At 34.8% G+C, this 21,630-nt stretch carries 18 protein-coding genes; 10 read left to right on the top strand and 8 right to left on the bottom strand.

Annotation, left to right across the window (positions count from 1 at the left end; translation table 11 throughout):
* Window positions 1-42 precede the first annotated feature (42 nt).
* The 6 genes from dnaK (at window position 43) to COE53_RS04995 (ending at window position 6,910) form a co-directional block, all read left to right on the top strand.
* Window positions 43-1,866: a molecular chaperone DnaK gene (gene dnaK, locus COE53_RS05020; RefSeq protein WP_069035092.1), complete on the top strand. Its 1,824-nt coding sequence runs from the start codon at window positions 43-45 to the stop codon at window positions 1,864-1,866.
* Between the two features lie 303 nt (window positions 1,867-2,169).
* On the top strand, window positions 2,170-3,306 hold the full coding sequence (gene dnaJ / locus COE53_RS05015) for a molecular chaperone DnaJ (protein ID WP_069035091.1): 1,137 nt from the start codon (window positions 2,170-2,172) through the stop codon (window positions 3,304-3,306).
* Between the two features lie 145 nt (window positions 3,307-3,451).
* The gene (gene prmA / locus COE53_RS05010) at window positions 3,452-4,402 is read left to right on the top strand and encodes a 50S ribosomal protein L11 methyltransferase (RefSeq protein ID WP_097978147.1); all 951 of its coding nucleotides are present in this window, start codon (window positions 3,452-3,454) and stop codon (window positions 4,400-4,402) included.
* Between the two features lies 1 nt (window position 4,403).
* Window positions 4,404-5,156 (top strand): 16S rRNA (uracil(1498)-N(3))-methyltransferase, encoded by a 753-nt coding sequence (locus tag COE53_RS05005; protein ID WP_098947521.1) that lies wholly within the window; start codon window positions 4,404-4,406, stop codon window positions 5,154-5,156.
* Window positions 5,157-5,160: 4 nt separating this feature from the next.
* A complete protein-coding gene (gene mtaB / locus COE53_RS05000; protein ID WP_069035088.1) occupies window positions 5,161-6,495 on the top strand; it encodes a tRNA (N(6)-L-threonylcarbamoyladenosine(37)-C(2))-methylthiotransferase MtaB in 1,335 nt (444 codons plus the stop codon).
* Window positions 6,496-6,712: 217 nt separating this feature from the next.
* Window positions 6,713-6,910: a hypothetical protein gene (locus tag COE53_RS04995; protein ID WP_098947520.1), complete on the top strand. Its 198-nt coding sequence runs from the start codon at window positions 6,713-6,715 to the stop codon at window positions 6,908-6,910.
* A 56-nt stretch (window positions 6,911-6,966) separates the two neighbouring features.
* On the opposite strand, the gene COE53_RS04990 is transcribed toward COE53_RS04995, so the two are convergent.
* The 8 genes from COE53_RS04990 to nikC form a co-directional block, all read right to left on the bottom strand.
* Window positions 6,967-7,638 (bottom strand): Rossmann-fold NAD(P)-binding domain-containing protein, encoded by a 672-nt coding sequence (locus tag COE53_RS04990; protein WP_098947519.1) that lies wholly within the window; start codon window positions 7,636-7,638, stop codon window positions 6,967-6,969.
* Window positions 7,639-8,019: 381 nt separating this feature from the next.
* Window positions 8,020-9,339 carry an SLC5/6 family protein gene (locus tag COE53_RS04985; RefSeq protein WP_025569163.1) on the bottom strand — a complete coding sequence of 440 codons (1,320 nt, stop codon included), beginning with the start codon at window positions 9,337-9,339 and terminating at the stop codon, window positions 8,020-8,022.
* Window positions 9,340-9,342: 3 nt separating this feature from the next.
* On the bottom strand, window positions 9,343-10,041 hold the full coding sequence (locus tag COE53_RS04980) for a response regulator transcription factor (protein WP_069035085.1): 699 nt from the start codon (window positions 10,039-10,041) through the stop codon (window positions 9,343-9,345).
* Entirely contained in the window at window positions 10,038-10,799 is a 762-nt protein-coding gene (locus COE53_RS04975; RefSeq protein ID WP_025569165.1) for a sensor histidine kinase, read from the bottom strand. The genes COE53_RS04980 and COE53_RS04975 overlap by 4 nt, the downstream gene beginning before the upstream one ends.
* A gap of 309 nt (window positions 10,800-11,108) precedes the next feature.
* The gene (locus tag COE53_RS04970) at window positions 11,109-12,095 is read right to left on the bottom strand and encodes an ABC transporter ATP-binding protein (RefSeq protein WP_025569167.1); all 987 of its coding nucleotides are present in this window, start codon (window positions 12,093-12,095) and stop codon (window positions 11,109-11,111) included.
* Window positions 12,095-13,123, bottom strand: a complete 1,029-nt coding sequence (locus tag COE53_RS04965; protein ID WP_069035084.1) for an ABC transporter ATP-binding protein — start codon at window positions 13,121-13,123, stop codon at window positions 12,095-12,097. The genes COE53_RS04970 and COE53_RS04965 overlap by 1 nt, the downstream gene beginning before the upstream one ends.
* Window positions 13,124-13,135: 12 nt before the next feature.
* The gene (locus tag COE53_RS04960) at window positions 13,136-14,056 is read right to left on the bottom strand and encodes an ABC transporter permease (protein WP_025569271.1); all 921 of its coding nucleotides are present in this window, start codon (window positions 14,054-14,056) and stop codon (window positions 13,136-13,138) included.
* A gap of 12 nt (window positions 14,057-14,068) precedes the next feature.
* Entirely contained in the window at window positions 14,069-14,971 is a 903-nt protein-coding gene (gene nikC / locus COE53_RS04955) for a nickel transporter permease (RefSeq protein ID WP_069035083.1), read from the bottom strand.
* A 211-nt stretch (window positions 14,972-15,182) separates the two neighbouring features.
* On the opposite strand from nikC, the gene COE53_RS04950 reads away from it, so the two are divergent.
* The 4 genes from COE53_RS04950 (at window position 15,183) to COE53_RS04935 (ending at window position 21,501) form a co-directional block, all read left to right on the top strand.
* Window positions 15,183-16,739: a glutathione ABC transporter substrate-binding protein gene (locus tag COE53_RS04950; protein WP_069035082.1), complete on the top strand. Its 1,557-nt coding sequence runs from the start codon at window positions 15,183-15,185 to the stop codon at window positions 16,737-16,739.
* Window positions 16,740-16,813: 74 nt separating this feature from the next.
* Entirely contained in the window at window positions 16,814-18,292 is a 1,479-nt protein-coding gene (locus COE53_RS04945) for an amidohydrolase family protein (protein WP_098947518.1), read from the top strand.
* Window positions 18,293-18,323: 31 nt separating this feature from the next.
* On the top strand, window positions 18,324-19,820 hold the full coding sequence (locus tag COE53_RS04940; protein ID WP_069035224.1) for an amidohydrolase family protein: 1,497 nt from the start codon (window positions 18,324-18,326) through the stop codon (window positions 19,818-19,820).
* Window positions 19,821-19,935: 115 nt separating this feature from the next.
* Window positions 19,936-21,501, top strand: a complete 1,566-nt coding sequence (locus COE53_RS04935; protein WP_069035081.1) for a glutathione ABC transporter substrate-binding protein — start codon at window positions 19,936-19,938, stop codon at window positions 21,499-21,501.
* Window positions 21,502-21,630: the final 129 nt, after the last annotated feature.

Here is a 21,630-nt window from a genome sequence, read left to right as displayed (position 1 = left end):
AAACTAAAATATAACTTATGTAAATTTTAGGAGGAACATGCAATGAGTAAAATTATTGGTATTGACTTAGGTACAACTAACTCTTGTGTCGCAGTATTAGAAGGTGGAGAGCCAAAAGTAATTCCGAATCCAGAGGGTGGACGTACAACTCCGTCAGTTGTTGCGTTCAAAAATGGTGAGCGTCAAGTTGGGGAAGTAGCAAAGCGTCAAGCAATTACAAACCCTAACACAATCATGTCTATTAAACGTCATATGGGTACTACACATAAAGAAAACATTGAAGGTAAAGATTTTTCTCCACAAGAGATTTCTGCAATTATTCTTCAAAACTTAAAGGCATCTGCTGAAGCTTATTTAGGTGAAGCAGTAACGAAAGCAGTTATTACAGTACCTGCATACTTCAATGATGCTGAGCGTCAAGCAACTAAAGATGCTGGTAAAATCGCTGGTTTAGAAGTAGAACGTATCATCAATGAGCCAACTGCGGCTGCATTAGCATACGGTTTAGATAAAATGGATGAAGACCAAACAATCTTAGTTTATGACTTAGGTGGCGGTACATTCGACGTTTCAATCCTTGAATTAGGAGATGGAATTTTTGAAGTTAAAGCTACAGCTGGTGACAACCGTTTAGGTGGAGATGACTTCGACCAAGTTATCATTGATTACTTAGTAGCTGAATTCAAAAAAGAAAATGGTGTTGATTTAAGCCAAGATAAAATGGCATTACAACGTTTAAAAGATGCTGCTGAAAAAGCGAAAAAAGACTTATCAGGTATTACTTCAACTCAAATTTCATTACCATTCATTAGCATGGGTGCAGCTGGTCCATTACACTTAGAGTTAAACTTAACTCGTGCAAAATTCGAAGAGCTTTCTCACAACTTAGTAGAAAGAACTTTAGGCCCAACTCGTCAAGCAATGAAGGATTCAGGCTTAACTGCTAGTCAAATTGATAAAGTCATTTTAGTTGGTGGTTCAACTCGTATTCCTGCTGTTCAAGAAGCAATCAAAAAAGAAACAGGAAAAGAACCACATAAAGGTGTAAACCCTGATGAAGTAGTAGCATTAGGTGCTGCAATTCAAGGTGGAGTATTAACTGGTGATGTAAAAGACGTAGTATTACTAGACGTAACTCCATTATCATTAGGTATCGAAACTATGGGTGGAGTATTTACAAAGTTAATCGAACGTAATACAACAATCCCAACAAGTAAATCTCAAGTTTTCTCAACAGCTGCTGACAATCAACCTGCTGTAGACATTCACGTACTACAAGGTGAGCGTCCAATGGCTAATGACAATAAAACATTAGGTCGCTTCCAATTATCGGATATCCCACCAGCACCACGTGGAATTCCTCAAATTGAAGTATCATTCGATATCGACAAAAATGGTATCGTAACAGTACGTGCGAAAGACCTAGGAACTCAAAAAGAACAAAACATCGTAATTCAATCTTCTTCAGGTTTAAGTGATGAAGAAGTAGAACGCATGGTAAAAGAAGCAGAATTAAATGCTGATGCAGATGCAAAACGTAAAGAAGAAGTAGATCTTAAAAACGAAGCTGATCAATTAGTATTCCAAGTAGAGAAAACTTTAAAAGATCTTGAAGGAAAAGTTGAAGAAGCAGAGGTTACAAAAGCTAACGAAGCTAAAGACGCATTAAAAGCAGCTTTAGAAGCTGGTAACTTAGATGATATCCGTACGAAGAAAGATGCTCTTTCTGAAATCGTTCAAGCTTTATCAATGAAGCTTTATGAGCAAGCTGCTGCTGCACAGCAAGCTGCAGGTGGAGCTGAAGGCGGAGCGAAACAAGACGATGTAGTAGACGCTGAGTTTACTGAAGTTAAGGACGAAAAATAATAACGAAAAGAGGAAGGCGTTTGGTCAGTAACGCCTGGAACTAGACAATAACGAAAAGTGGAAGGCGTTCGGTCAGCCCCGACAAGCATAAGAACAATAACGGAAAAAGTTTGGTTTATAACTTTTACCGTTATTGGGCTTATGACCTCGAGGGGCTAACGCCTGGAACTAGACAATATATATATATCTAAAAAAGGGAAGTCAAAGTCAGGGTAGCCTTGGCTTTGACTTTTTCTTTTTCTTTTAGAAATGCACAGGATATGTTAAAATATTCTTTATGTGAAAGGAGCGGATTGTAATACTATGAGTAAACGTGATTACTATGATGTGCTTGGTGTGAGTAAAAGTGCATCACAAGATGAAATAAAAAAATCGTTTCGTAAATTAGCAAAAACATATCATCCGGACGTTAATAAGGATCCTGATGCACCTGAAAAGTTTAAAGAGGTGCAAGAAGCATACGAAAATTTATCAGATGATCAAAAACGTGCTCATTATGATCAGTTTGGTCATACAGATCCAAACCAAGGTTTCGGCGGCGGCGGATTTGGCGGCGGCGGATTCGGTGGATTTGAAGATATTTTCAGTCAGTTTTTTGGTGGCGGTGGCGGTGGACGTCGTCGTGACCCGAACGCACCAAGAGCTGGAGCTGATTTACAATATACAATGACGATCCAGTTTGAAGAAGCAGCATTTGGAATGGAAAGAGAAATTGAAATTCCAACTGAAGAAACATGTCATACATGTAGTGGTTCAGGTGCAAAACCTGGTACATCAAAAGAAACATGTAATCATTGTCATGGCTCAGGACAAATGAGTGTTGAACAAAATACTCCATTTGGACGTATTGTGAACCGTACGACATGTTCACACTGTCAAGGTACTGGTCAGATTATTAAAGATAAATGTAATACTTGTCATGGTGCAGGCCGAGTGAAAACTCGTAAGAAAATTATGGTTAAAGTACCAGCTGGTATCGATGATGGACAACAAATTCGACTTTCAGGCCAAGGTGAACCAGGTAAAAATGGTGGTCCTGCTGGAGATTTATATATTGCATTCCATGTTCGTGAGCATGAATTCTTTGAACGTGATGGAAATGACGTTTACTGCGAGCTTCCATTAACTTTTGCACAAGCTGCATTAGGTGATGAAGTTGAAGTTCCTACATTGCATGGTAAAGTAAAAACGAAAATTCCTGCTGGAACGCAAACTGGTACTAGAATGCGTTTAAAAGGTAAAGGAATCAAGGATGTACGTGGTTATGGTCAAGGTGATCAGCACGTAATCGTAAAAGTTATCACACCAACAAAACTAACAAGCCGTCAAAAAGAATTGCTTGAGGAGTTTTATAATATTGGCAAAGGTCAAAAAGACGACAAACACGACTCTTTCTTTACAAAGTTAAAGCGTGCAGTTAAGAATTTTGGCGAACAATAAAGAAGTTATTAATTCAGTACGTTAGTTAAGGTAAAAAGTGGAAACACTAAATAGAAGAAGTAATTTAAATGGCACCCTCTAATTCTGACTATGATTAGAGGGTATTGCCAAGTAAAGAAGAGAGTATGAATGGAGTTGGTAGTTTATGAAATGGTCAGAATTAAGTATTCACACTACACAGGATGCGGTTGAACCGATTTCTAACATTTTACACGAAGCTGGTGCAAGTGGTGTTGTCATAGAGGATGTGTTTGATTTGACGAAGGAGCGAGCACAGGTTTACGGTGAAATCTACCAACTTAACCCAAAAGATTATCCAGAGGAAGGTGTAATCGTTAAAGCATACCTTCCTGTGAATAGTTTTTTAAACGATACAATCGACGGTATAAAAGAAGCAATTAATAATTTAATTTCATATGATATTGATTTAGGAAAAAATACATTTGCTGTGCATGAAGTAAACGAAGAAGATTGGGCCACTGCATGGAAAAAATATTATCATCCAATTTCAATCTCAGATCGTTTTACAATTGTACCTTCTTGGGAAGAGTATGAAGTCAAATCATCAGACGAATTAATTATCGAACTAGATCCGGGAATGGCGTTTGGTACTGGTACTCATCCTACAACTGTTATGTGTATTCGTGCACTTGAGAAAGTTGTTAAATCAACGGACCGTGTAATCGATGTAGGTACTGGTTCAGGAGTATTAAGTATTGCAGCTGCTAAACTTGGCTCTACAAATATAGAAGCTTATGACTTAGACGATGTAGCTGTTCGAAGTGCAAGAGAAAACGTTGTATTAAACAAAGTTGACGATGTTATAAAAGTTGGACAAGGTAACTTACTACAAGGAATTGAAGGTCCGTTCCAAGTAGTTGTTGCAAACTTACTTGCTGAAATTATTCTACGTTTCGTAGACGATGTGTTTAATGTTTTAGAACCAGGTGGAACATTTATTTCATCAGGAATTATTGGTGCTAAACAAGAAGACATCGAAAATGAGCTTAAACGAGTTGGTTTTGAAGTGAAGGAAGTATTACATTTAGAGGACTGGGTTGCAATTATTGCAAAAAAGCCAGAACAAGGAATGTAAGATGCAAAGATATTTTATAGAAGAAACGCAGCTTCAAAATGATCTTGTTACAATAACTGGTGATGATGCTCATCATATCGCAAATGTTATGCGAATGAAGCTAGATCAAGAAATCATTTGTACAGTTCCAGGTTCTTCAACTGTTCGTTGTACACTTACAAATATTTCTAGTGAACAAATAACGGCAGCTGTTGTAGAATATGTTGAGAATACAAATGAACTGCCAATATCAATTACGATTGCTAGTGGACTACCAAAAGGTGATAAACTAGAGTTAATCATACAAAAAGGTACGGAGCTTGGTGCTTCTGGTTTTTTACCTTTTGCTGCAGCTAGATCAATTGTTAAATTAGATGATAAAAAAGCTAGTAAAAAGGTTGATAGATGGCAAAAAATTGCAAAAGAAGCGGCTGAACAATCATATCGATTTATTGTACCAACCGTGGAACAGCCAGCATCTTTTCAACAATTACTTAACTCAATACAGTATTATGATGCGTGTATTGTTGCATATGAAGAAAGTGCAAAAACAGGAGAATCAGCAGGACTTGTTCAGACATTCCAGTCATTAAAAGAAGGATCACGATTATTAGTAGTTTTCGGACCAGAAGGTGGTTTGTCGGAGAAAGAAGTTAATCAGCTAGAAGAAAAAGGTGCTAAGCTTTGTGGACTTGGACCAAGAATTCTACGAACAGAAACAGCACCATTTTATGTTTTAGCTGCTGCCTCCTTTCATTTTGAATTAATGGGGTGAAGAAATGCCACAAGTAGCTTTTCATACATTAGGCTGTAAAGTTAACCATTACGAAACAGAAGCAATTTGGCAACTGTTTAAAGCAGCAGGTTATGACCGTACTGAATACGAGTCAAAAGCTGATGTTTATGTAATTAATACTTGTACAGTTACAAATACAGGTGACAAAAAAAGTAGACAAGTAATCCGTCGTGCCGTGCGCAAAAATCCAGATGCAGTAATTTGTGTAACTGGATGTTATGCACAAACATCTCCAGCCGAAATCATGGCAATTCCTGGGGTGGATATCGTTGTTGGTACACAGGACCGTACTAAAATGCTAGATTATATCGAGCAATATCGTGTAGAGCGTCAGCCAATTAATGGCGTAGGGAATATCATGAAAGCACGAGTTTATGAAGAGCTAGATGTACCTGCTTTTACTGACCGTACACGTGCTTCATTAAAAATTCAAGAAGGTTGTAACAACTTCTGTACGTTCTGTATTATTCCTTGGGCACGTGGTTTAATGCGTTCTCGTGATCCAAAAGAAGTTGTAAAACAAGCTACGCAATTAGTTGAATCAGGCTATAAGGAAATTGTTTTAACTGGTATTCACACTGGTGGATACGGTCAAGACATGAAAGATTACAACTTAGCAATGTTATTAAAAGATTTAGAAACAGTTGAAGGATTAAAACGTGTTCGTATTTCTTCAATTGAAGCTAGCCAAATCACAGATGAAGTAATTGAAGTTCTTCGTCATTCAAATATTGTTGTTCGTCACTTACACGTACCACTACAATCAGGATCAGATACAGTCCTAAAACGTATGCGTCGTAAATATACAATGGCTGAATTTGCTGAAAGAATTGAAAAACTACGCGAAGTATTACCAAACTGTTCAATTACATCTGATGTAATCGTAGGTTTCCCAGGTGAATCTGAAGAAGAGTTCATGGAAACGTACAATTTCATTCGCGACAATAAATTCTCTGAATTACACGTATTCCCATACTCTAAACGTACAGGTACTCCAGCTGCACGTATGGAAGATCAAGTTGACGAAGAAATTAAAAATGAACGAGTACATCGTTTAATTGAATTATCAAATCAGCTTGCAAAAGAATACGCTTCAATGTTTGATGGAGATGTTTTAGAAGTCATTCCGGAAGAAAAGTATACAGAAAATGGTGTAGAAGGACTATTAATTGGTTACACAGATAATTATCTGAAAGTCGTGTTCGAAGGAACAGAAGACATGATCGGTAAAATTGTAAAAGTTAAAATCGCTGAAGCTGGTTATCCAGTTAATAAAGGTGAATTTGTCCGAGTATTAGAAGATGTAGCTGTTAACTAAGGATAAAATAAATAAAAGGATAGATAATCTAGAATATATCTGGATTATCTATCCTTTTTTATTATTACCAAGAGCAATTTTGTCTGATTTCTTATTAAGAAATAAGTAGTTCAAGAAGAGTAAACCTTTGAAATAGAGTTAAAAATTAATTCCCTCAAACTACCTGTAATTTTAAATTTATATCTATACACAATATAAATACAGAGGTGAAATAATCATGTCAAAAGATAATCGATCAAGAAAAACTGATGACAACCATATCCACGTTGCTACCAACTCATACTTAGACACGAGTGAAAACGACGATTCTAATAAAATTAATTATGACGATGGTGGCAGTCCATACCTAGATACAAGTGAAGACGCATCTTCTGCAGCTAACACAAGACGAGGAGCTCCATATTTAAATACTTAATGGTGAGAGGAATGGGGGAAAGATGGAAATATCTTTTCCCTATACTCTCTTTTTACTTATCTTTTTTCTGCTGTCTTATTAATATCTTCAACCTCAATTAATGGCTTATGATAACCAGCTTTTGCAATATTGATCATTGAACGACCTATTTGTTCTGAAGTCGTTATTGAATTTGGAAAGAATTTTTTTAGGATCGGATAAATAGGTTTCGTTATGTTATAGCCGTATTGATATAGTTTAGTTTTTGATTTTATATCTTTATGTGGAATAATTGCACCTGGTCTAAACATGTATGCAGCTTTAAACGGTAACTTTAATAAGTCATTTTCTGTTTTCCCCTTCACTCTAGCCCACATTATACGACCTTTCTCAGTACTATCGGTACCTGATCCAGTGACATAAATGAAAGTCATTTGTGGATTCAACATTGATAATGTACGTGCGATGGATAGGGTAAGGTCATATGTAATCTTACGATAATCTTCCTCTGTCATTCTAAATGATGAAACACCTAAACAAAAAAAACATGCATCAAATCCAGATAATTGACTTTCAATTGGAGATAAATCAAGTAGATTAGAATGCTTAATTTCATACAATTTTTCATGTTGAATCCCTGTAATACTACGACCAATTGAGTAAATCGAGCTAACAGAAGAATCTTGTAAGCATTCTCTTAATACACTTTGACCAACCATTCCTGTTGCTCCAAAAAGTAAAACCTTCATAATGTAACCTCCATAATCTATTTTCATCGCTTTAGTCTCATGGGCAAATAATAAATGATAAATTATTTTTAAGCAATTTAAAACTGAAAAATAAACGTTCAAAATATGTAAGTGAATATTAGAAAATCCTGAGCTATCTTTTAGAAAAACAAATTCAATTGATTAGTTTATAAATTAATGTTTGATATTAATTGACCTACAAATTGATTAATAAACAATTGTTTTATTACTCTAAGTAAAGGATAGTTGATTAGGTTTTTATAGCAGTCTTTTTTTGATGAATATGGTGATTGGAACGGAGGGGTGCNNTTGGTAATTTAATTGACAAGATTGTTTTTCAACAGCGTAAAGAGCTAATCAATTCAACTGATTAGCTCTTCTTTATGACATATTTACAGACTCTTTCTTACTAAAAAATTGGATTGTAAAACCTAAAATAATAATCACAATAGAAAATAATAAACTCAACCAAATACTTTGAAATTCACCTACATACGGCTGAACAATATAAGAAAGTATGATACTAATTACAATACTAATTGGAATGTAATTACCGACTTTCCCCTTACTAAAGACAATAACTAAAATTGGAAATAACAATGCAGAATAGACATTTCCTGAGTAAAATAATAGTTCAATAATTTTTTTTGATTGAATAATTGTAGCGAAAAAGATGATCGCCCCAATCATCACGGATAGAAGATAAGCAAGTTTTATTTTTTTTTGATCATTTTTTATCGTGCGAAATGGTTCGATTATATTGATAATGATTAAACTAGCAAGCGAATGTAATACCGCACCAAATGTTGATGTAATCGCATTAAATGCACATAAAACAAAGAGTATGAAAAAAAATGGTGTTGTAATTTTATTTGCTAAACCAACTAAAATTGATTGAATATCTGTAAATCCACCTGTAAATATAACAATAATAAAAAGACATGAAAATGAAAGTGGGAAAATACACCAAATTAAGCCGGATATTGAGAATGTTAAAGGTAGTTTTTTCGATTCAATCATAAATAATCGGTGCCATGAAGTAATGTCAAAGAAAAACTGACCAAATCCAACTAATAAACCTGAAAATAAAAAACCCCATAAATCGTAATGATCAATGACTAGCATGTATGGATGGTATAGTTTAATCCCATCATATACGGGTTGAACGCCTTCTTTTACGAAAAAATACAACGGAATTAAAATTGCCGCTGCAAACATTGTAATGACTTGGAATCCAGCTAATCCATGTATCATCTTTAATCCACCAAAACCTGCAAAAAGTACACAAAAGCTTATAAATATGATTATTTCTATGTACAACGGTAAATTAAAAAGAAAATGAAATAACGTAGATGCGGTCATCGACTGTATATATAATATGTGTAAACTAGTTAATATTAAAATACAAATCATAATCCAATAACCAAGTGGATGTAGTTTCTTCTTCAAATAATCTCCAATTGTTAAACCATCAGGGTACTCCTGTCGAACTTTTTTCCCGATAAAACTAAATACAAATAATGCAATCGCACCTAAAAATGCATATCCAATTCCACCAAATACACCATATTTAATCATTGATTCTGGCGAAGATAATATCGTAGTTCCTGTTACCCAACGTGCCAAGAGAGAAATAATTCCCATTCCCATTCCAATTTGAATAGGTCCTTGTACGTATTCTCTAAATGAACGTGAATTCACGGTTTATTTTCCTTTCTCACGATACTCTTTCGGAGTAATGCCCTCAATTTTGCGGAATAAAGTACTAAAGTAATGCTGACTATTAAAGCCTGAGTTTTCTGCTACATCTGAAATGTTCCAATTTGGATTATTTGTTAAATATCGCTTGGCTGCTTGTATTCTATAGTCTATTAAATATTCTGAAAACGACACACCGACTTCTTCGTGAAATTTTCTACTTAAATAAGTATGATTCGTATGAACTTCTCGAGCAACATCAGAAAGAGAAAGTTTTTCAGCGAAATGATCATGAATATATAAAAGAGTTTGATGGATTAAACTAGAATATTGGTTTGATGTGTCGGTCTCACTATATTTAGATAAAACTTTATATAATTCACTTTCTATTATTGGCTTAGTTAAATAATCTAGAACGCCGATTCGGATTGACTGTTGTGCATAATCAAAACTTTGATATGCTGTAACCATAATAATATCTACGTCTTTATTTAGTGCTCTAAGCTCTTCACCAAACTCCAGTCCTGAACGTCCAGGTAGATTAATATCTAGAAACGCAATATTAATTTTATGGTTTTGGTTAATTGTGATGGCTTGGCATGCATCAGCAGCTTTAAAAAACTTCCATAATGGAAACATATTTTTTATTAAATATTCCATCTGTTCAAGCTCTAATGGTTCATCATCTACTAATAACACATTCAATTTATTTTCCCTCCTTTACTCTCATATATAAGAGGCCAGACGACCTTAACATTTGTTCCTGATTCATTTGAAGTAATCAGTACATGACCACTATTACCAAAATATAGTTGTAATCTCTTTTTTATATTATCTAATCCATGGCCTTCTTGATTAGAAAAAGTATTAGTCATTCCCATTAAACCATTATCTATAACTTCTAAACAGACTAGCTCGGAATCTTGATAAAATCGTATATCCAGTAAAGCTTCTCCAATCTTTTTTTCTAAACCGTGTTTAAATGAATTTTCTACTAAGGTTTGCAAAATGAAAGGGGGAACTAGCGCATTAAATAAATCTTTTGGACAATCTAACTCTGTTTTAAGACGATCACCAAACCGTAGATTTTGAATGTCTAAATAATATTGAGTATATTGTATTTCTTGATTTAACTGGATTAAGGGCTCGGATGATTTATATTTAAATTTTAAAAATTGAGAGAACGTTTCTAGGGCTCGGATTAATTCCGAAGTTCGATTTAAACGCGCTAAGCTTAATATGACATTAAGTGTATTAAATAAAAAGTGCGGTTGAATTTGCTGATTTAATTTATTGTATTGAGCTTCTTGTAATGCATGTTCTAACCGAATTTCTCTATTTTTATTTTCAAGTAAGTCAATTCTTTTTTCAAAGATAAACAAAAATAATAAAGCAATAGCTCCCATAATAGGAGCTAAAATAAATAGCATAATTAGTAAAGTAAATCCCTCGTAACTAAGCATGAAGAACCTCAATTAGTTTTTTTAATAATATTTTTAATTTTTTTGAAAATTTTGTTTATAATTAGGTGATTTCAACGAAAGTTGCTCCAATGGAAGGGAACGAAAGCTGAGCATCCTATTGGAGCTTCTTAGAGGAGTCTCTAATCTTCGCGTATTTTCCATAGGAGCCTTACAATATCTTAATCGAATCAACATTCGATTTATAATCCAATTTTATAAGCATTTATATCTAATTATTAGAAGTAGAATCTCTACATGGCAGGATCAATTCTCTTCTTTTCCTTCACTTCATGCCTATAAGAATACTATTTAATTAATGATGTGACAAGCAACTTGATGATTTTGCTCAGATAATTTTAATTCAGGTGCTTTTGTTTTGCAAATATCAATCGCGAAAGGGCATCTTGTGTGAAAACGGCAGCCGCTTGGAGGATTGATTGGAGAAGGGACATCTCCTGTTAAGATAATTCTTTCTCTTTGATGTACCGGGTTCGGTACTGGAATAGCAGATAATAGGGCACGTGTATAAGGATGCTGAGGATTTTCGAATATTGATTTTTTATCAGCAATCTCAACAATTTTTCCTAAATACATTACCATTACTCGATCAGAAATATGTCTTACTACACCTAAATCATGTGAGATAAAAAGAAAGGTAAGTGAGAATTTTTTCTGCAACGATTTTAATAAGTTTAATACTTGGGCTTGGATTGAAACATCTAGTGCAGAAACTGCTTCGTCACAAATAATTAGTTTTGGATCAACAGCAAGTGCACGTGCAATTCCGACACGCTGACGTTGACCGCCACTAAATTCATGAGGATAACGTTCCATTGCTTCTGGTCTTAACCCAACATGTCCTAATAATTCCTCAATTCTAGCTTTACGTTCTTCTTTTGGAACGACATTTTGAATGGCTAATGCTTCACCTAAAATTTGTCCAATTGTTTGTCTAGGGTTAAGTGAGGCAAACGGATCTTGGAAGATTACCTGTAGATCCTTTCTTATTTTACGCATTTCTTTTTTTCCTAAGCTTAATAAATCTTTTTCCTTAAAATGAATACTCCCACTTGTAGGCTCGTCTAATCTTAGAATGGCTCTACCAGTAGTAGACTTACCACAACCAGATTCTCCAACTATACTTAAAGTTTCCCCCTCGTAAATGTGGAAGCTAATATCGTCTACAGCTTTTACATGATTAACCGTTCTTCCTAAAATGCCTCCTTTAATTGGAAAGTATTGTTTTAAATGATCTACATTAAGTAGTATTTTTTTATCCACTAGTTGTAATGCCATTATTCAATCCCTACTTTCTCTATGATGGTATGATCAGTTTCCCATTGTGATGTATACATCCAACAACTGACTTCAGTATTTTTGTCGAGTGTTAGTAAATCTGGCACTGATTCATGACACATTGGCTTTGCATGTGCACAGCGTGGTGCAAAACTACAGCCCTTAGGCATATTAAATGGACTAGGTACAGTACCAGGTATTGTTGTTAATTCATCCTGATCCATATCAAGACGTGGAAGAGAGTTTAATAACCCGATTGTGTATGGGTGCTTAGGGTTATTATAAAGTTCTTTTGCTGATGTATATTCAACAATTCTTCCAGCGTACATGACAGCCACTCGATCGCAAGTTTCATAAACGACGCCTAGATCATGCGTGATTAGTATGACAGCTGTACCTAAATCTTTTTGGAGTGATTTAATTAATTCCAGAATTTGCGCTTGAATTGTCACATCAAGAGCAGTAGTCGGTTCATCTGCGATTAGCACTTCTGGATGACAAGCAAGTGCCATTGCAATCATAACCCTTTGTCTCATACCACCACTAAGTTCATGTGGTTCTTGCTTTGCACGTTTTTCAGGAGATGGGATCCCTACAAGTCGAAGCATTTCAACTGCTTTCTCCCAAGCTTCCTTTTTGCCTAATTTTTGGTGAAGACGAATCGCTTCTGCAATTTGTTCGCCAGCTGAATAAACTGGGTTTAAAGATGTCATTGGCTCTTGAAAAATCATTGAAATTTCATTCCCTCGAATGGAACGCATTTGCTTTTCCGTTTTTGCTAGTAAATCTTCACCTTTAAAAAGAATACTACCACCAGTTATTTTTCCTGGAGGAGATGGGATTAATCCTAATAGTGATAATGATGTAATACTTTTACCACTTCCAGATTCTCCTACTATTCCAAGTGTTTCACCTTTTTTTAATTTAAAGCTAATTCCATTAACAGCTTTACTTATTCCTTCATCTGTATAAAAGTAGGTTTGTAGATTTTTAACCTCAAGAATTGTTTCATCAAATTGTTTTTTCATAGTAGTACCTCCTTAATTCAAGTCAACTCGTTTATTAAAGTAACGGTAGAGAATATCAACAGCTAGATTCATAAATACAAAGATAACTGAAGCGATTAATACGCCACCTTGAACCATCGGTAAATCTCTTGTCCTAATTGCATCAACAATTAATCTACCAAGTCCATTAATTGCAAAAACTGACTCTGTTAAAACGGTACCACCAAGTAATGCACCAAACTGAAGTCCAACAACAGTAATAACAGGAATAAGAGCATTCTTTAAACCATGTTTATAAATAATGACATGTTCTTTTAATCCTTTTGCTCTTGCTGTACGCATATAGTCTTGACGAACAACTTCTAACATACTTGATCTAGTCATTCTAGCTACTATTGCAGCACCACCTGCACCTAATGTTAATGCTGGCAGTACCATATGTTTAAACGTTCCCCAGCCAGCAACTGGGAATATATGAAGATTAACTGAAAAGAAGTAGATCAGCATTAAACCAAACCAGAAACTTGGTAAAGAGATTCCTAGTAAAGCGACAATCATAATTGTAATATCAGCTGCAGAGTACTGTTTAGTCGCTGATATAATTCCTGCTAGCATACCAAGTACAACTGTAATGAAAATACTAGCCAGTGCAAGTTCAATTGTAATAGGCAAACGAATCATAATCTCATCTAATACTGGACGATTATTTCGAAGCGATTCACCAAAATCTCCTTGTAATACATGAACAACATAGTCGAAATACTGAATAATGACAGGACGATCAAGTCCAAGTTGATGACGAATCATTTCGATTGTTTGTTTCGTAGCACCTTCACCAGCAAGTAGTGTTGCTGGATCACCAGGAACCATCTGCATGATTAAAAAAACGACTAAACTTACACCAAGTAAAACTGGAATAGTTTGTATAATTCTTCTGACAATAAATAGAAACATGTACTTTCCTCCTTATTTTTTCATTCTTGGATCAAGAGCATCTCTTAGTCCATCTCCGAAAATATTAAATCCTAATACAAGTGTTGAAATCGCAATACCCGGGAATAAGGCAATGTGTGGTGCGGTAAATAAGTAATCACGTCCACTGCTTAACATCGCTCCCCATTCTGGTGATGGAGGCTGAGCACCTAATCCTAGATATGATAAGCCTGCTGCTGAAAGAATAGCTGTAGCAAGTTTTAACGTAGCTTGGACAATTATTGGTGAAAGAATATTCGGGAAAATATGTTTGAATATAATTGTTGAATCAGTTGCACCTAATGCACGAATTGCGTCTATATACTCAAGCTTTCTGACGGATAATGTAGATCCTCTAACGATTCGTGCAAACGTTGGGATTGAAAAGATACCGACAGCAACCATTACATTAATTAGACTAGGACCTAGTGCACTAATGATCGCAAGTGCTAGTAGAATACCTGGGAATGCTAGTAATATATCAACAACTCTCATAATGATCGTATCAACCCATTTTCCGTAATAACCTGCAATCAACCCTAGAGTAATTCCGAAAATTGCACCAAATAAGACAGATACGAAACCAACAGAAATTGAAAGACGACTTCCATAAATGATTCTACTTAAAATATCTCTTCCTTTATCATCTGTTCCCATCCAATGTTCTAGTGATGGAGGTTGTAGCTTATGCATTAAATCAATCGCAAAAGGATCCTTCGGTGAAATAAGTGGTGCCAAAAAAGCTACTAAAATATAAAAAAGTACGATATATCCACCAACTAGTGCCAATTTATTTTTTTTAAACTTCTTATAAAATACTTTCCATCTTTTTAGTTTTTGAGATTCTTTTTTTTCTAATTTGATTTCATTGTTATTCAATACAATCTCTGTTTTCATTCTTTTTCCCCCTTTTCTTTGTTTAAATTTATTCAAAATTAGAATTGAAGTAAATATAATGCGGAAAAGCAGTAAAGATAATTAAAAAACGAGTAAAGATTCTGAAAATATAAAATTTTATTTTTTTTTATAATTTGAATAAGCCTACGTACTCAGGAAAAATGGTGAACAAGAGAATCATGGGGGCAAGTATAAGAGGAGGAAGAAAAAAATGAAGAAAAAGACAGCTGGAGTATTATTTGCATCATTATTAACAGTTTCTACTGCGCTTGCAGGTTGTACATCAGACCAAACAAGCAGTAGTGCAACAGGAACAAAGGCAAAAGCAGGGGGAACATTGGTCGTTGCTAGACTATCTGATGCGACTACATTAGATCCACATTTTATTACTGATATACCATCAGCTAACGTTGTTTATGAAAAGGTATATGAAACATTAGTTGAACCAGATAAAAATATGGAGCCAAAACCTCTTTTAGCAACAGAATGGAAGCAAATAGATAACGTGACTTGGGAATTCAAATTACGCAAAGGCGTTAAGTTCCAAGATGGATCACCATTTAATGCAGATGCAGTTAAAACAAATTTTGATCGAGTTCTTGACCCGAAAACTGCATCACCACAAGCTGGTAAATTTGAAATGATAAAAGAAGTTAAAGTGGTAGACGATTCAACTGTACAATTTATTTTGAAATACCCATATGCTCCACTTTTATCAATTTTAATGAGTAATGAAGGAGATATTATTAGTCCAAAATCGATTAAAGAAAACAGTGATAAAATTGGGAGAAATCCAGTTGGAACTGGTCCTTATGTATTTAAATCTTGGAAATCAGGAGAAGAAATTAAAATTGAAAAAAATAAAGATTACTGGGGTAATAAACCTAAAATTGATGGTGTAGTCTTTAAAGTAGTTCCTGAAGATGCTACAAGACTAGCAATGATCGAAACTGGTGAAGCACATGTAACTGATCAAGTGCCTGTAACAGAAATCGATCGAATTGAAGCTTCTGACACAATGGATTTATACCGTACAGATGGACTAGCTGTTGAATATTTAAGCTTCAATACAAAGAAAAAACCATTTAATGATGTTCGTGTCCGTCAAGCGATTGCACATGCAATTGAAGTAGATTCAATTATTAAAGGTGTATATAACGATGTTGGAACAAAAGCAAATTCAACAATGAGTCCAAAAGTATTTGGATATGATCCGAATATTAAAGGCTATAATTACGATATTAATGAATCTAAAAAGCTATTAAAAGAAGCAGGAATTAAAGACGGCCTATCATTTACACTTACAACTAGTGACCGTAAAGAAAGAATAAATATGGCTGAGGTTATTCAATCTCAATTAAAAGGGATTGGTATTAATGTGAAAATTCAAGTACTTGAATACGGAGCTTATATTGATGCAATTGCAAAAGGTCAACACCAAGTTTCAATTGGTGGATGGGGAAATGCTACTGGTGATGGCGACTATAACCAATTTAACTTATTTGATAGTAAATCCCAAGGTGCAGCAGGAAATAGTTCATTCTATAGCAACCCAGAAGTTGATAAATTAATTGAATCAGCTCGTCAAGAAGCGGATAGCGAAAAACGTAAAGAACTTTATGCTCAAGCACAAGAAATTGAAAACAAAGATGTACCATATGTACCTATTCGTAACTATGAGCATTTAGCAGTTACTGGCTCATCAGTTAAAGGACTTTGGTTAAACCCAGCAAGTTATTTAATGCTTGATGATGTAACAGTGAAATAAGTAATTCAATGGAACAGCATAATTTATTATGCTGTTTCAGTTTTTAAAGAGAAGTTTGCAATAGGAGGATAAAAATGATTGATTTGCTATTAGTTAATGGAACTGTTATCACAATGGATACAGAAAGAAGAATTATAGAAAAAGGTGCAGTTGCAATTCATAATGGAAGAATTGTAGATGTTGATTTGACTGAAAACTTGAATACCAAGTATGAGGCAAAAAAAGTAATTGATTGTAGTCATCAATGTATTCTACCTGGATTAATAGATGTTCATGGTCATGGTGGTCATTCAATGTTTAAAACAATCGCGATGGAGAATATCGATTTTTGGATGCCGATTATGACGAAAACGTATAAGCATTATGTGACGGATGATTTTTGGTACTACGAAGGAAAGCTGTCAGCACTTGAAAGATTAAAAGCGGGTATTACAACAGGCGTTAGTGTGTTAGGCTCAGTGCCGAGATCTGATGATCCCATATTTGCAATAAATCATGCAAAAGCTTACAACGAAGTAGGAGTTCGTGAAGTAGTTTGTACAGGTCCGTGTAACCCACCTTGGCCACATTCATTTAGTAGATGGGTTGACGGGAAAAGAATTGAGAAAGAAGTTACATATGAAGAAGTTTTAAAAGGTGCCGAAGCGGTTATCGAGGCATTAAATCACGCAAATGATGATCGAACAAGAGCCTTTATTACACCATTTGTTATTGTAACGTCCGTAGATCCTTCCTATCCGACTTCCCCAGATCGACTTTACGGACTAACAAAACATGATCTTTATCAAGCTAAAAAAATAAGAGAGATTGCTAGGAAATATAATACAAGAATTCACTCAGATGCATTTGGTGGAATGATTCACTTAGCAATTCAAGATAAAGAAAATGCACTATTAGGTCCCGATGTCCATCTTCAGCATTGTCGAGGAATTTCATTCGACGAAGCCAAAATATTAGCTGAAACTGGTACAAATATTAGTGCTTCTCCAGGTTTTGGACAAGTTAATGCACGTACACCAATTACAGAATTAATTGAAATGGGAGCAACAGTTGCCATTTCTACAGACGGTACCTCACCATCTACGAGCTTTGACTTATTCCAAGCGATGAGGAAAACACAGTTTGTACATCAAGCAGCGCTCAGAGACTATTACTATTTACCACCTGGAAAGCTTTTAGAAATGATCACGATTGATGCAGCAAAATGTATTGGTTGGGATGATGAAATTGGTTCACTTGAAATTGGAAAAAAAGCAGATGTCATAACAGTTAATCTTCATCAACCACATTTGACTCCAGAATATATGCATGTTCATCGTTTAGTATTTCAAACAGTAGCAAATGATGTAGACCATGTCATTGTAGATGGAAAACTTATTATGGAAGGCAGAAATGTAAAAACCGTTCATGAAAGCACAGTTTTAAATGAAGCAAATGAAGAAGCCTTTGCAACGATTAAACGCGCTGGACTAGAAAAATATATGCAACCTACAAAGTATTTCTGGGGACATGCCCGTGCCTATGTTGACGAGATGAGATATGTTGAAAACTAAAATAAAAATTAAAAATTCGAAGGGAGAAAAAATGAAAACGAAGCTAAAGGGAAGATATGTGATTGGGTTTGACGGAAGTGAACATGTCATATTGGAAAATGCAGAGATTGTATATGAAAAAGAGACAATTTTGTATGTTGGAAAAAACTATACAGAAGAAGTAGATCAAGTAATTGACGTTGGAAACGCAATCCTTAGTCCTGGTTTTATTGATTTAAATGCCTTAGGTGACATTGACCATGATATTTTGCATTTAGAAGCGAAATCAAATAGACAAAAAAATCTCCTTTGGTCGGAGGAATTTGTAAAAAATGGACATCATGAGCTAATGAGTGAGGAGGAAGAAGCATTTAAATCTTTATATGCTTATTCGCAGCTTATTTTAAATGGAATTACTACTGCTATGCCGATTACATCCGTTTTTTACAAAAATTGGGCTGAAACTTTTGAAGAGTTGGAAGCTGCAGCGAATCATGCAGGAAAATTAGGATTGAGAATTTACCTTGGACCAAGCTATCAAGCTGGAATTAGAGTTGTCGAACCAGATGGAAACATTAAAATTCATTGGGATGAAAAAGCGGGCGAGGAAGGATTAGAAAGAGCAGTAAAGTTTGTTGAAACCTTCGATGGTGCATTTGATGGATTGGTCAGAGGGATGTTAGCTCCAGAAAGAATAGAATCACAGACTGAAGAAATATTGATAAAAACAAAATATTATAGTGACAAATTAAACGTTCCAATCAAGCTCCATGCTGCGCAAGGAAGTTTTGAATTTAATACTATTTTAAAAGAACACGGAGTTACACCAATTAAATATTTATATAATCTTGGATTTTTAGGTCCAAATACAGGAATACCCCACGCTCATTTTGTATCGGGCTATAGTGGAGCGAATTACAATATTGATAATGACATTTCACTTCTGAAAGAAACAAATACTACTGTTATCCATTGTCCACTTATTATAGGAAGACACGGAGAAGGACTTGAATCATATGCAAAATATAGGAAGGAGGGAGTCAATATTGCATTAGGTACTGATACTTTCCCTCCAGATATTTTTCAAAATGTACGTACTGGTAGTATGCTTTCAAGACTTGTAGAAAAAGAAGTTGAAGGATCGACATACGCTGATTTCTTCAATTCTATCACTCTAGGAGCAGCGGCATTTCTGCATCGCGAAGATATAGGCCGAATAGCAGTCGGAGCAAAAGCGGATATCATTGCGATTGATTTAAATGGATTCCATATGGGCGTTATTGATGACCCAATTCGTACTATGTTTGTAAGTGGTTCAGGTAGAGATGTAAAACTATCAATTATAAATGGAAGAATTGTGATGAAAGATCAAGTAATTCCTAATCTTGATATAGAGGTTTTAAAGCAAAAAGGTCAAGTGTATTTTAATAAGATGAGAAGAGGATATATGGAAAGGGATTACGAACAACTTCCTGAAAATGATCTATTTCCATCATCTTTTAAAAGGCTTGAATCAATTAAAGAACTAGAAGCAAAGTCAAATAATTAAAAATAAGTAAAGAAACTGAAAAAACAGGTAAAGATATTCAAAAATAATTATCAGAATATTTTATATAATTAGATAAATATTTGTAAGACAAACTTTAAACAGGGAGGCAGTGCCATTGAAACTAAAATCAGGAATAGGTAAATGTTTACTAGTATTATTTTCTGCTATCACAATTACAGGATGTTCATCTAATCAAAACGTAGGTACGAAAGCAAATGGACAAGCAAATGATTCCAAAGGAGGAAGCACGCTAGTAATTGCTCGGTTATCAGATGCCGAAAATTTAGATCAGCAATTTATGTCTACAATAAATGCAGCAAGCGTTACCCATCATAAAATTTATGAAGGTCTAGTCCAACGAGATGAAAATAATGAAATTCAACCAATGCTAGCAGAGTCATGGAATCAAATCAATGATAAAACTTGGGAATTTAAACTACGACATGATGTGAAGTTTCACGATGGTACACCATTTAATGCAGAGGCTGTAAAGAAAACATTTGATCGTTTATTAGATCCTAAAGTTGCTTCACCAAGAGCAGTTGTATTTAAAATGGTAAAAGAAGTTAAAGTAGTCGACGAATATACTGTTCAATTTATTTTAAGCGAACCATTCTCACCACTTCTTTCAATTTTAGCAAATCATGAAGGTGGAATTATAAGTCCTAAAACAATTGATAAATATGGTAAAAACATTATTCAAGAACCAAACGGAACAGGTCCATTTAAATTTAAATCATGGTCTCCAGGACAGGATATTATACTAGTTAAAAATGAAGATTACTGGGGGAAAAAACCAAAGATTGATAAGGTTGATTTCAAGGTCGTTCCAGAAGACTCAACAAGAATTTCAATGATTGAAACAGGAGAAGCTCAAATAGCAGAACCACTCCCAATAGCAGTTATGAATCAAGTTGAATCATCCTCGGCTATGGAAGTATACCGAAGTGAAGGTTACGGAACAGAGTATATCGGATTCAATGTAACAAAAAAACCGTTTAATGACGTACGAGTACGTAAAGCAATCGCTCATGCAGTTGAAATGGATTCGATTATTAAAGGTGTATTTAATAATGTTGGTAAAAAAGCAAATTCAGCAATGGGCTCAAAAGTATTCGGATACGATGAGCAATTAAAAGCTTACAATTACAATTTAAAAGAAGCAAAGAAACTATTAACAGAAGCAGGATATCCAAATGGATTTGATGCAACGATCCTTACGATGGATAGTAAAGAAAGAGTAAATTTAGCAGAAGTTATTCAATCACAATTAAAAGGAATTGGCATTAATTTAAAAGTACAAGTGATGGAATACGGTTCGTTTGTTGAAAAAGTAAATAAAGGACAATCAGAAATGTTTATTATAAGCTGGAGAAACGCAACAGGAGATGCTGATTATAATCAGTACAACCTATTCCACTCAGACTCACGCGGAGCTGCAGGAAACACATTCTTCTATAGCAATCCAAAAGTTGATGACTTAATTAATGCTGGAAGAAAAGAAAAAGACGAAGCAAAACGAAAAGAAATTTACGCTAAAGCACAAGAAATTGAAATGGATGATTCACCTTATATTCCTGTAAGAGTAATCGAAAATGTCGCTGCAATCTCGAAAAATGTAAAAGGCTTCTCAATAAGCCCTTCAGGCTATTTAGAGATTAACGATGTAACAATTAAATAATCTGATTTTTCTGCAAGTGAAGGTTCATCCTGATTTAGGGGTGAACTTTCTTTCTTGTTGAAAAACATACTCAGAACAGGTCCATGAGGAAGTAAAACAGTAAAAATGTGAAAGTAACTTACTCATAAA

The organism is Bacillus sp. AFS029533 (assembly GCF_002585125.1).
GTDB classification, from domain to species: Bacteria; Bacillota; Bacilli; order Bacillales; family Bacillaceae_G; genus Gottfriedia; species Gottfriedia luciferensis_B.
This window is presented reverse-complemented; position numbering and strand designations above follow the sequence as displayed.

Bases quoted from the DNA above. Each gene is read 5' to 3' on its own strand.
- dnaK (WP_069035092.1), top strand. From the start codon at position 43: ATGAGTAAAATTATTGGTATTGACTTAGGTACAACTAACTCTTGTGTC.
- dnaJ (WP_069035091.1), top strand. From the start codon at position 2,170: ATGAGTAAACGTGATTACTATGATGTGCTTGGTGTGAGTAAAAGTGCA.
- prmA (WP_097978147.1), top strand. From the start codon at position 3,452: ATGAAATGGTCAGAATTAAGTATTCACACTACACAGGATGCGGTTGAA.
- COE53_RS05005 (WP_098947521.1), top strand. From the start codon at position 4,404: ATGCAAAGATATTTTATAGAAGAAACGCAGCTTCAAAATGATCTTGTT.
- mtaB (WP_069035088.1), top strand. From the start codon at position 5,161: ATGCCACAAGTAGCTTTTCATACATTAGGCTGTAAAGTTAACCATTAC.
- COE53_RS04995 (WP_098947520.1), top strand. From the start codon at position 6,713: ATGTCAAAAGATAATCGATCAAGAAAAACTGATGACAACCATATCCAC.
- COE53_RS04990 (WP_098947519.1), bottom strand. From the start codon at position 7,638: ATGAAGGTTTTACTTTTTGGAGCAACAGGAATGGTTGGTCAAAGTGTA.
- COE53_RS04975 (WP_025569165.1), bottom strand. From the start codon at position 10,799: ATGCTTAGTTACGAGGGATTTACTTTACTAATTATGCTATTTATTTTA.
- COE53_RS04970 (WP_025569167.1), bottom strand. From the start codon at position 12,095: ATGGCATTACAACTAGTGGATAAAAAAATACTACTTAATGTAGATCAT.
- COE53_RS04965 (WP_069035084.1), bottom strand. From the start codon at position 13,123: ATGAAAAAACAATTTGATGAAACAATTCTTGAGGTTAAAAATCTACAA.
- COE53_RS04960 (WP_025569271.1), bottom strand. From the start codon at position 14,056: ATGTTTCTATTTATTGTCAGAAGAATTATACAAACTATTCCAGTTTTA.
- nikC (WP_069035083.1), bottom strand. From the start codon at position 14,971: ATGAAAACAGAGATTGTATTGAATAACAATGAAATCAAATTAGAAAAA.
- COE53_RS04950 (WP_069035082.1), top strand. From the start codon at position 15,183: ATGAAGAAAAAGACAGCTGGAGTATTATTTGCATCATTATTAACAGTT.
- COE53_RS04945 (WP_098947518.1), top strand. From the start codon at position 16,814: ATGATTGATTTGCTATTAGTTAATGGAACTGTTATCACAATGGATACA.
- COE53_RS04940 (WP_069035224.1), top strand. From the start codon at position 18,324: ATGAAAACGAAGCTAAAGGGAAGATATGTGATTGGGTTTGACGGAAGT.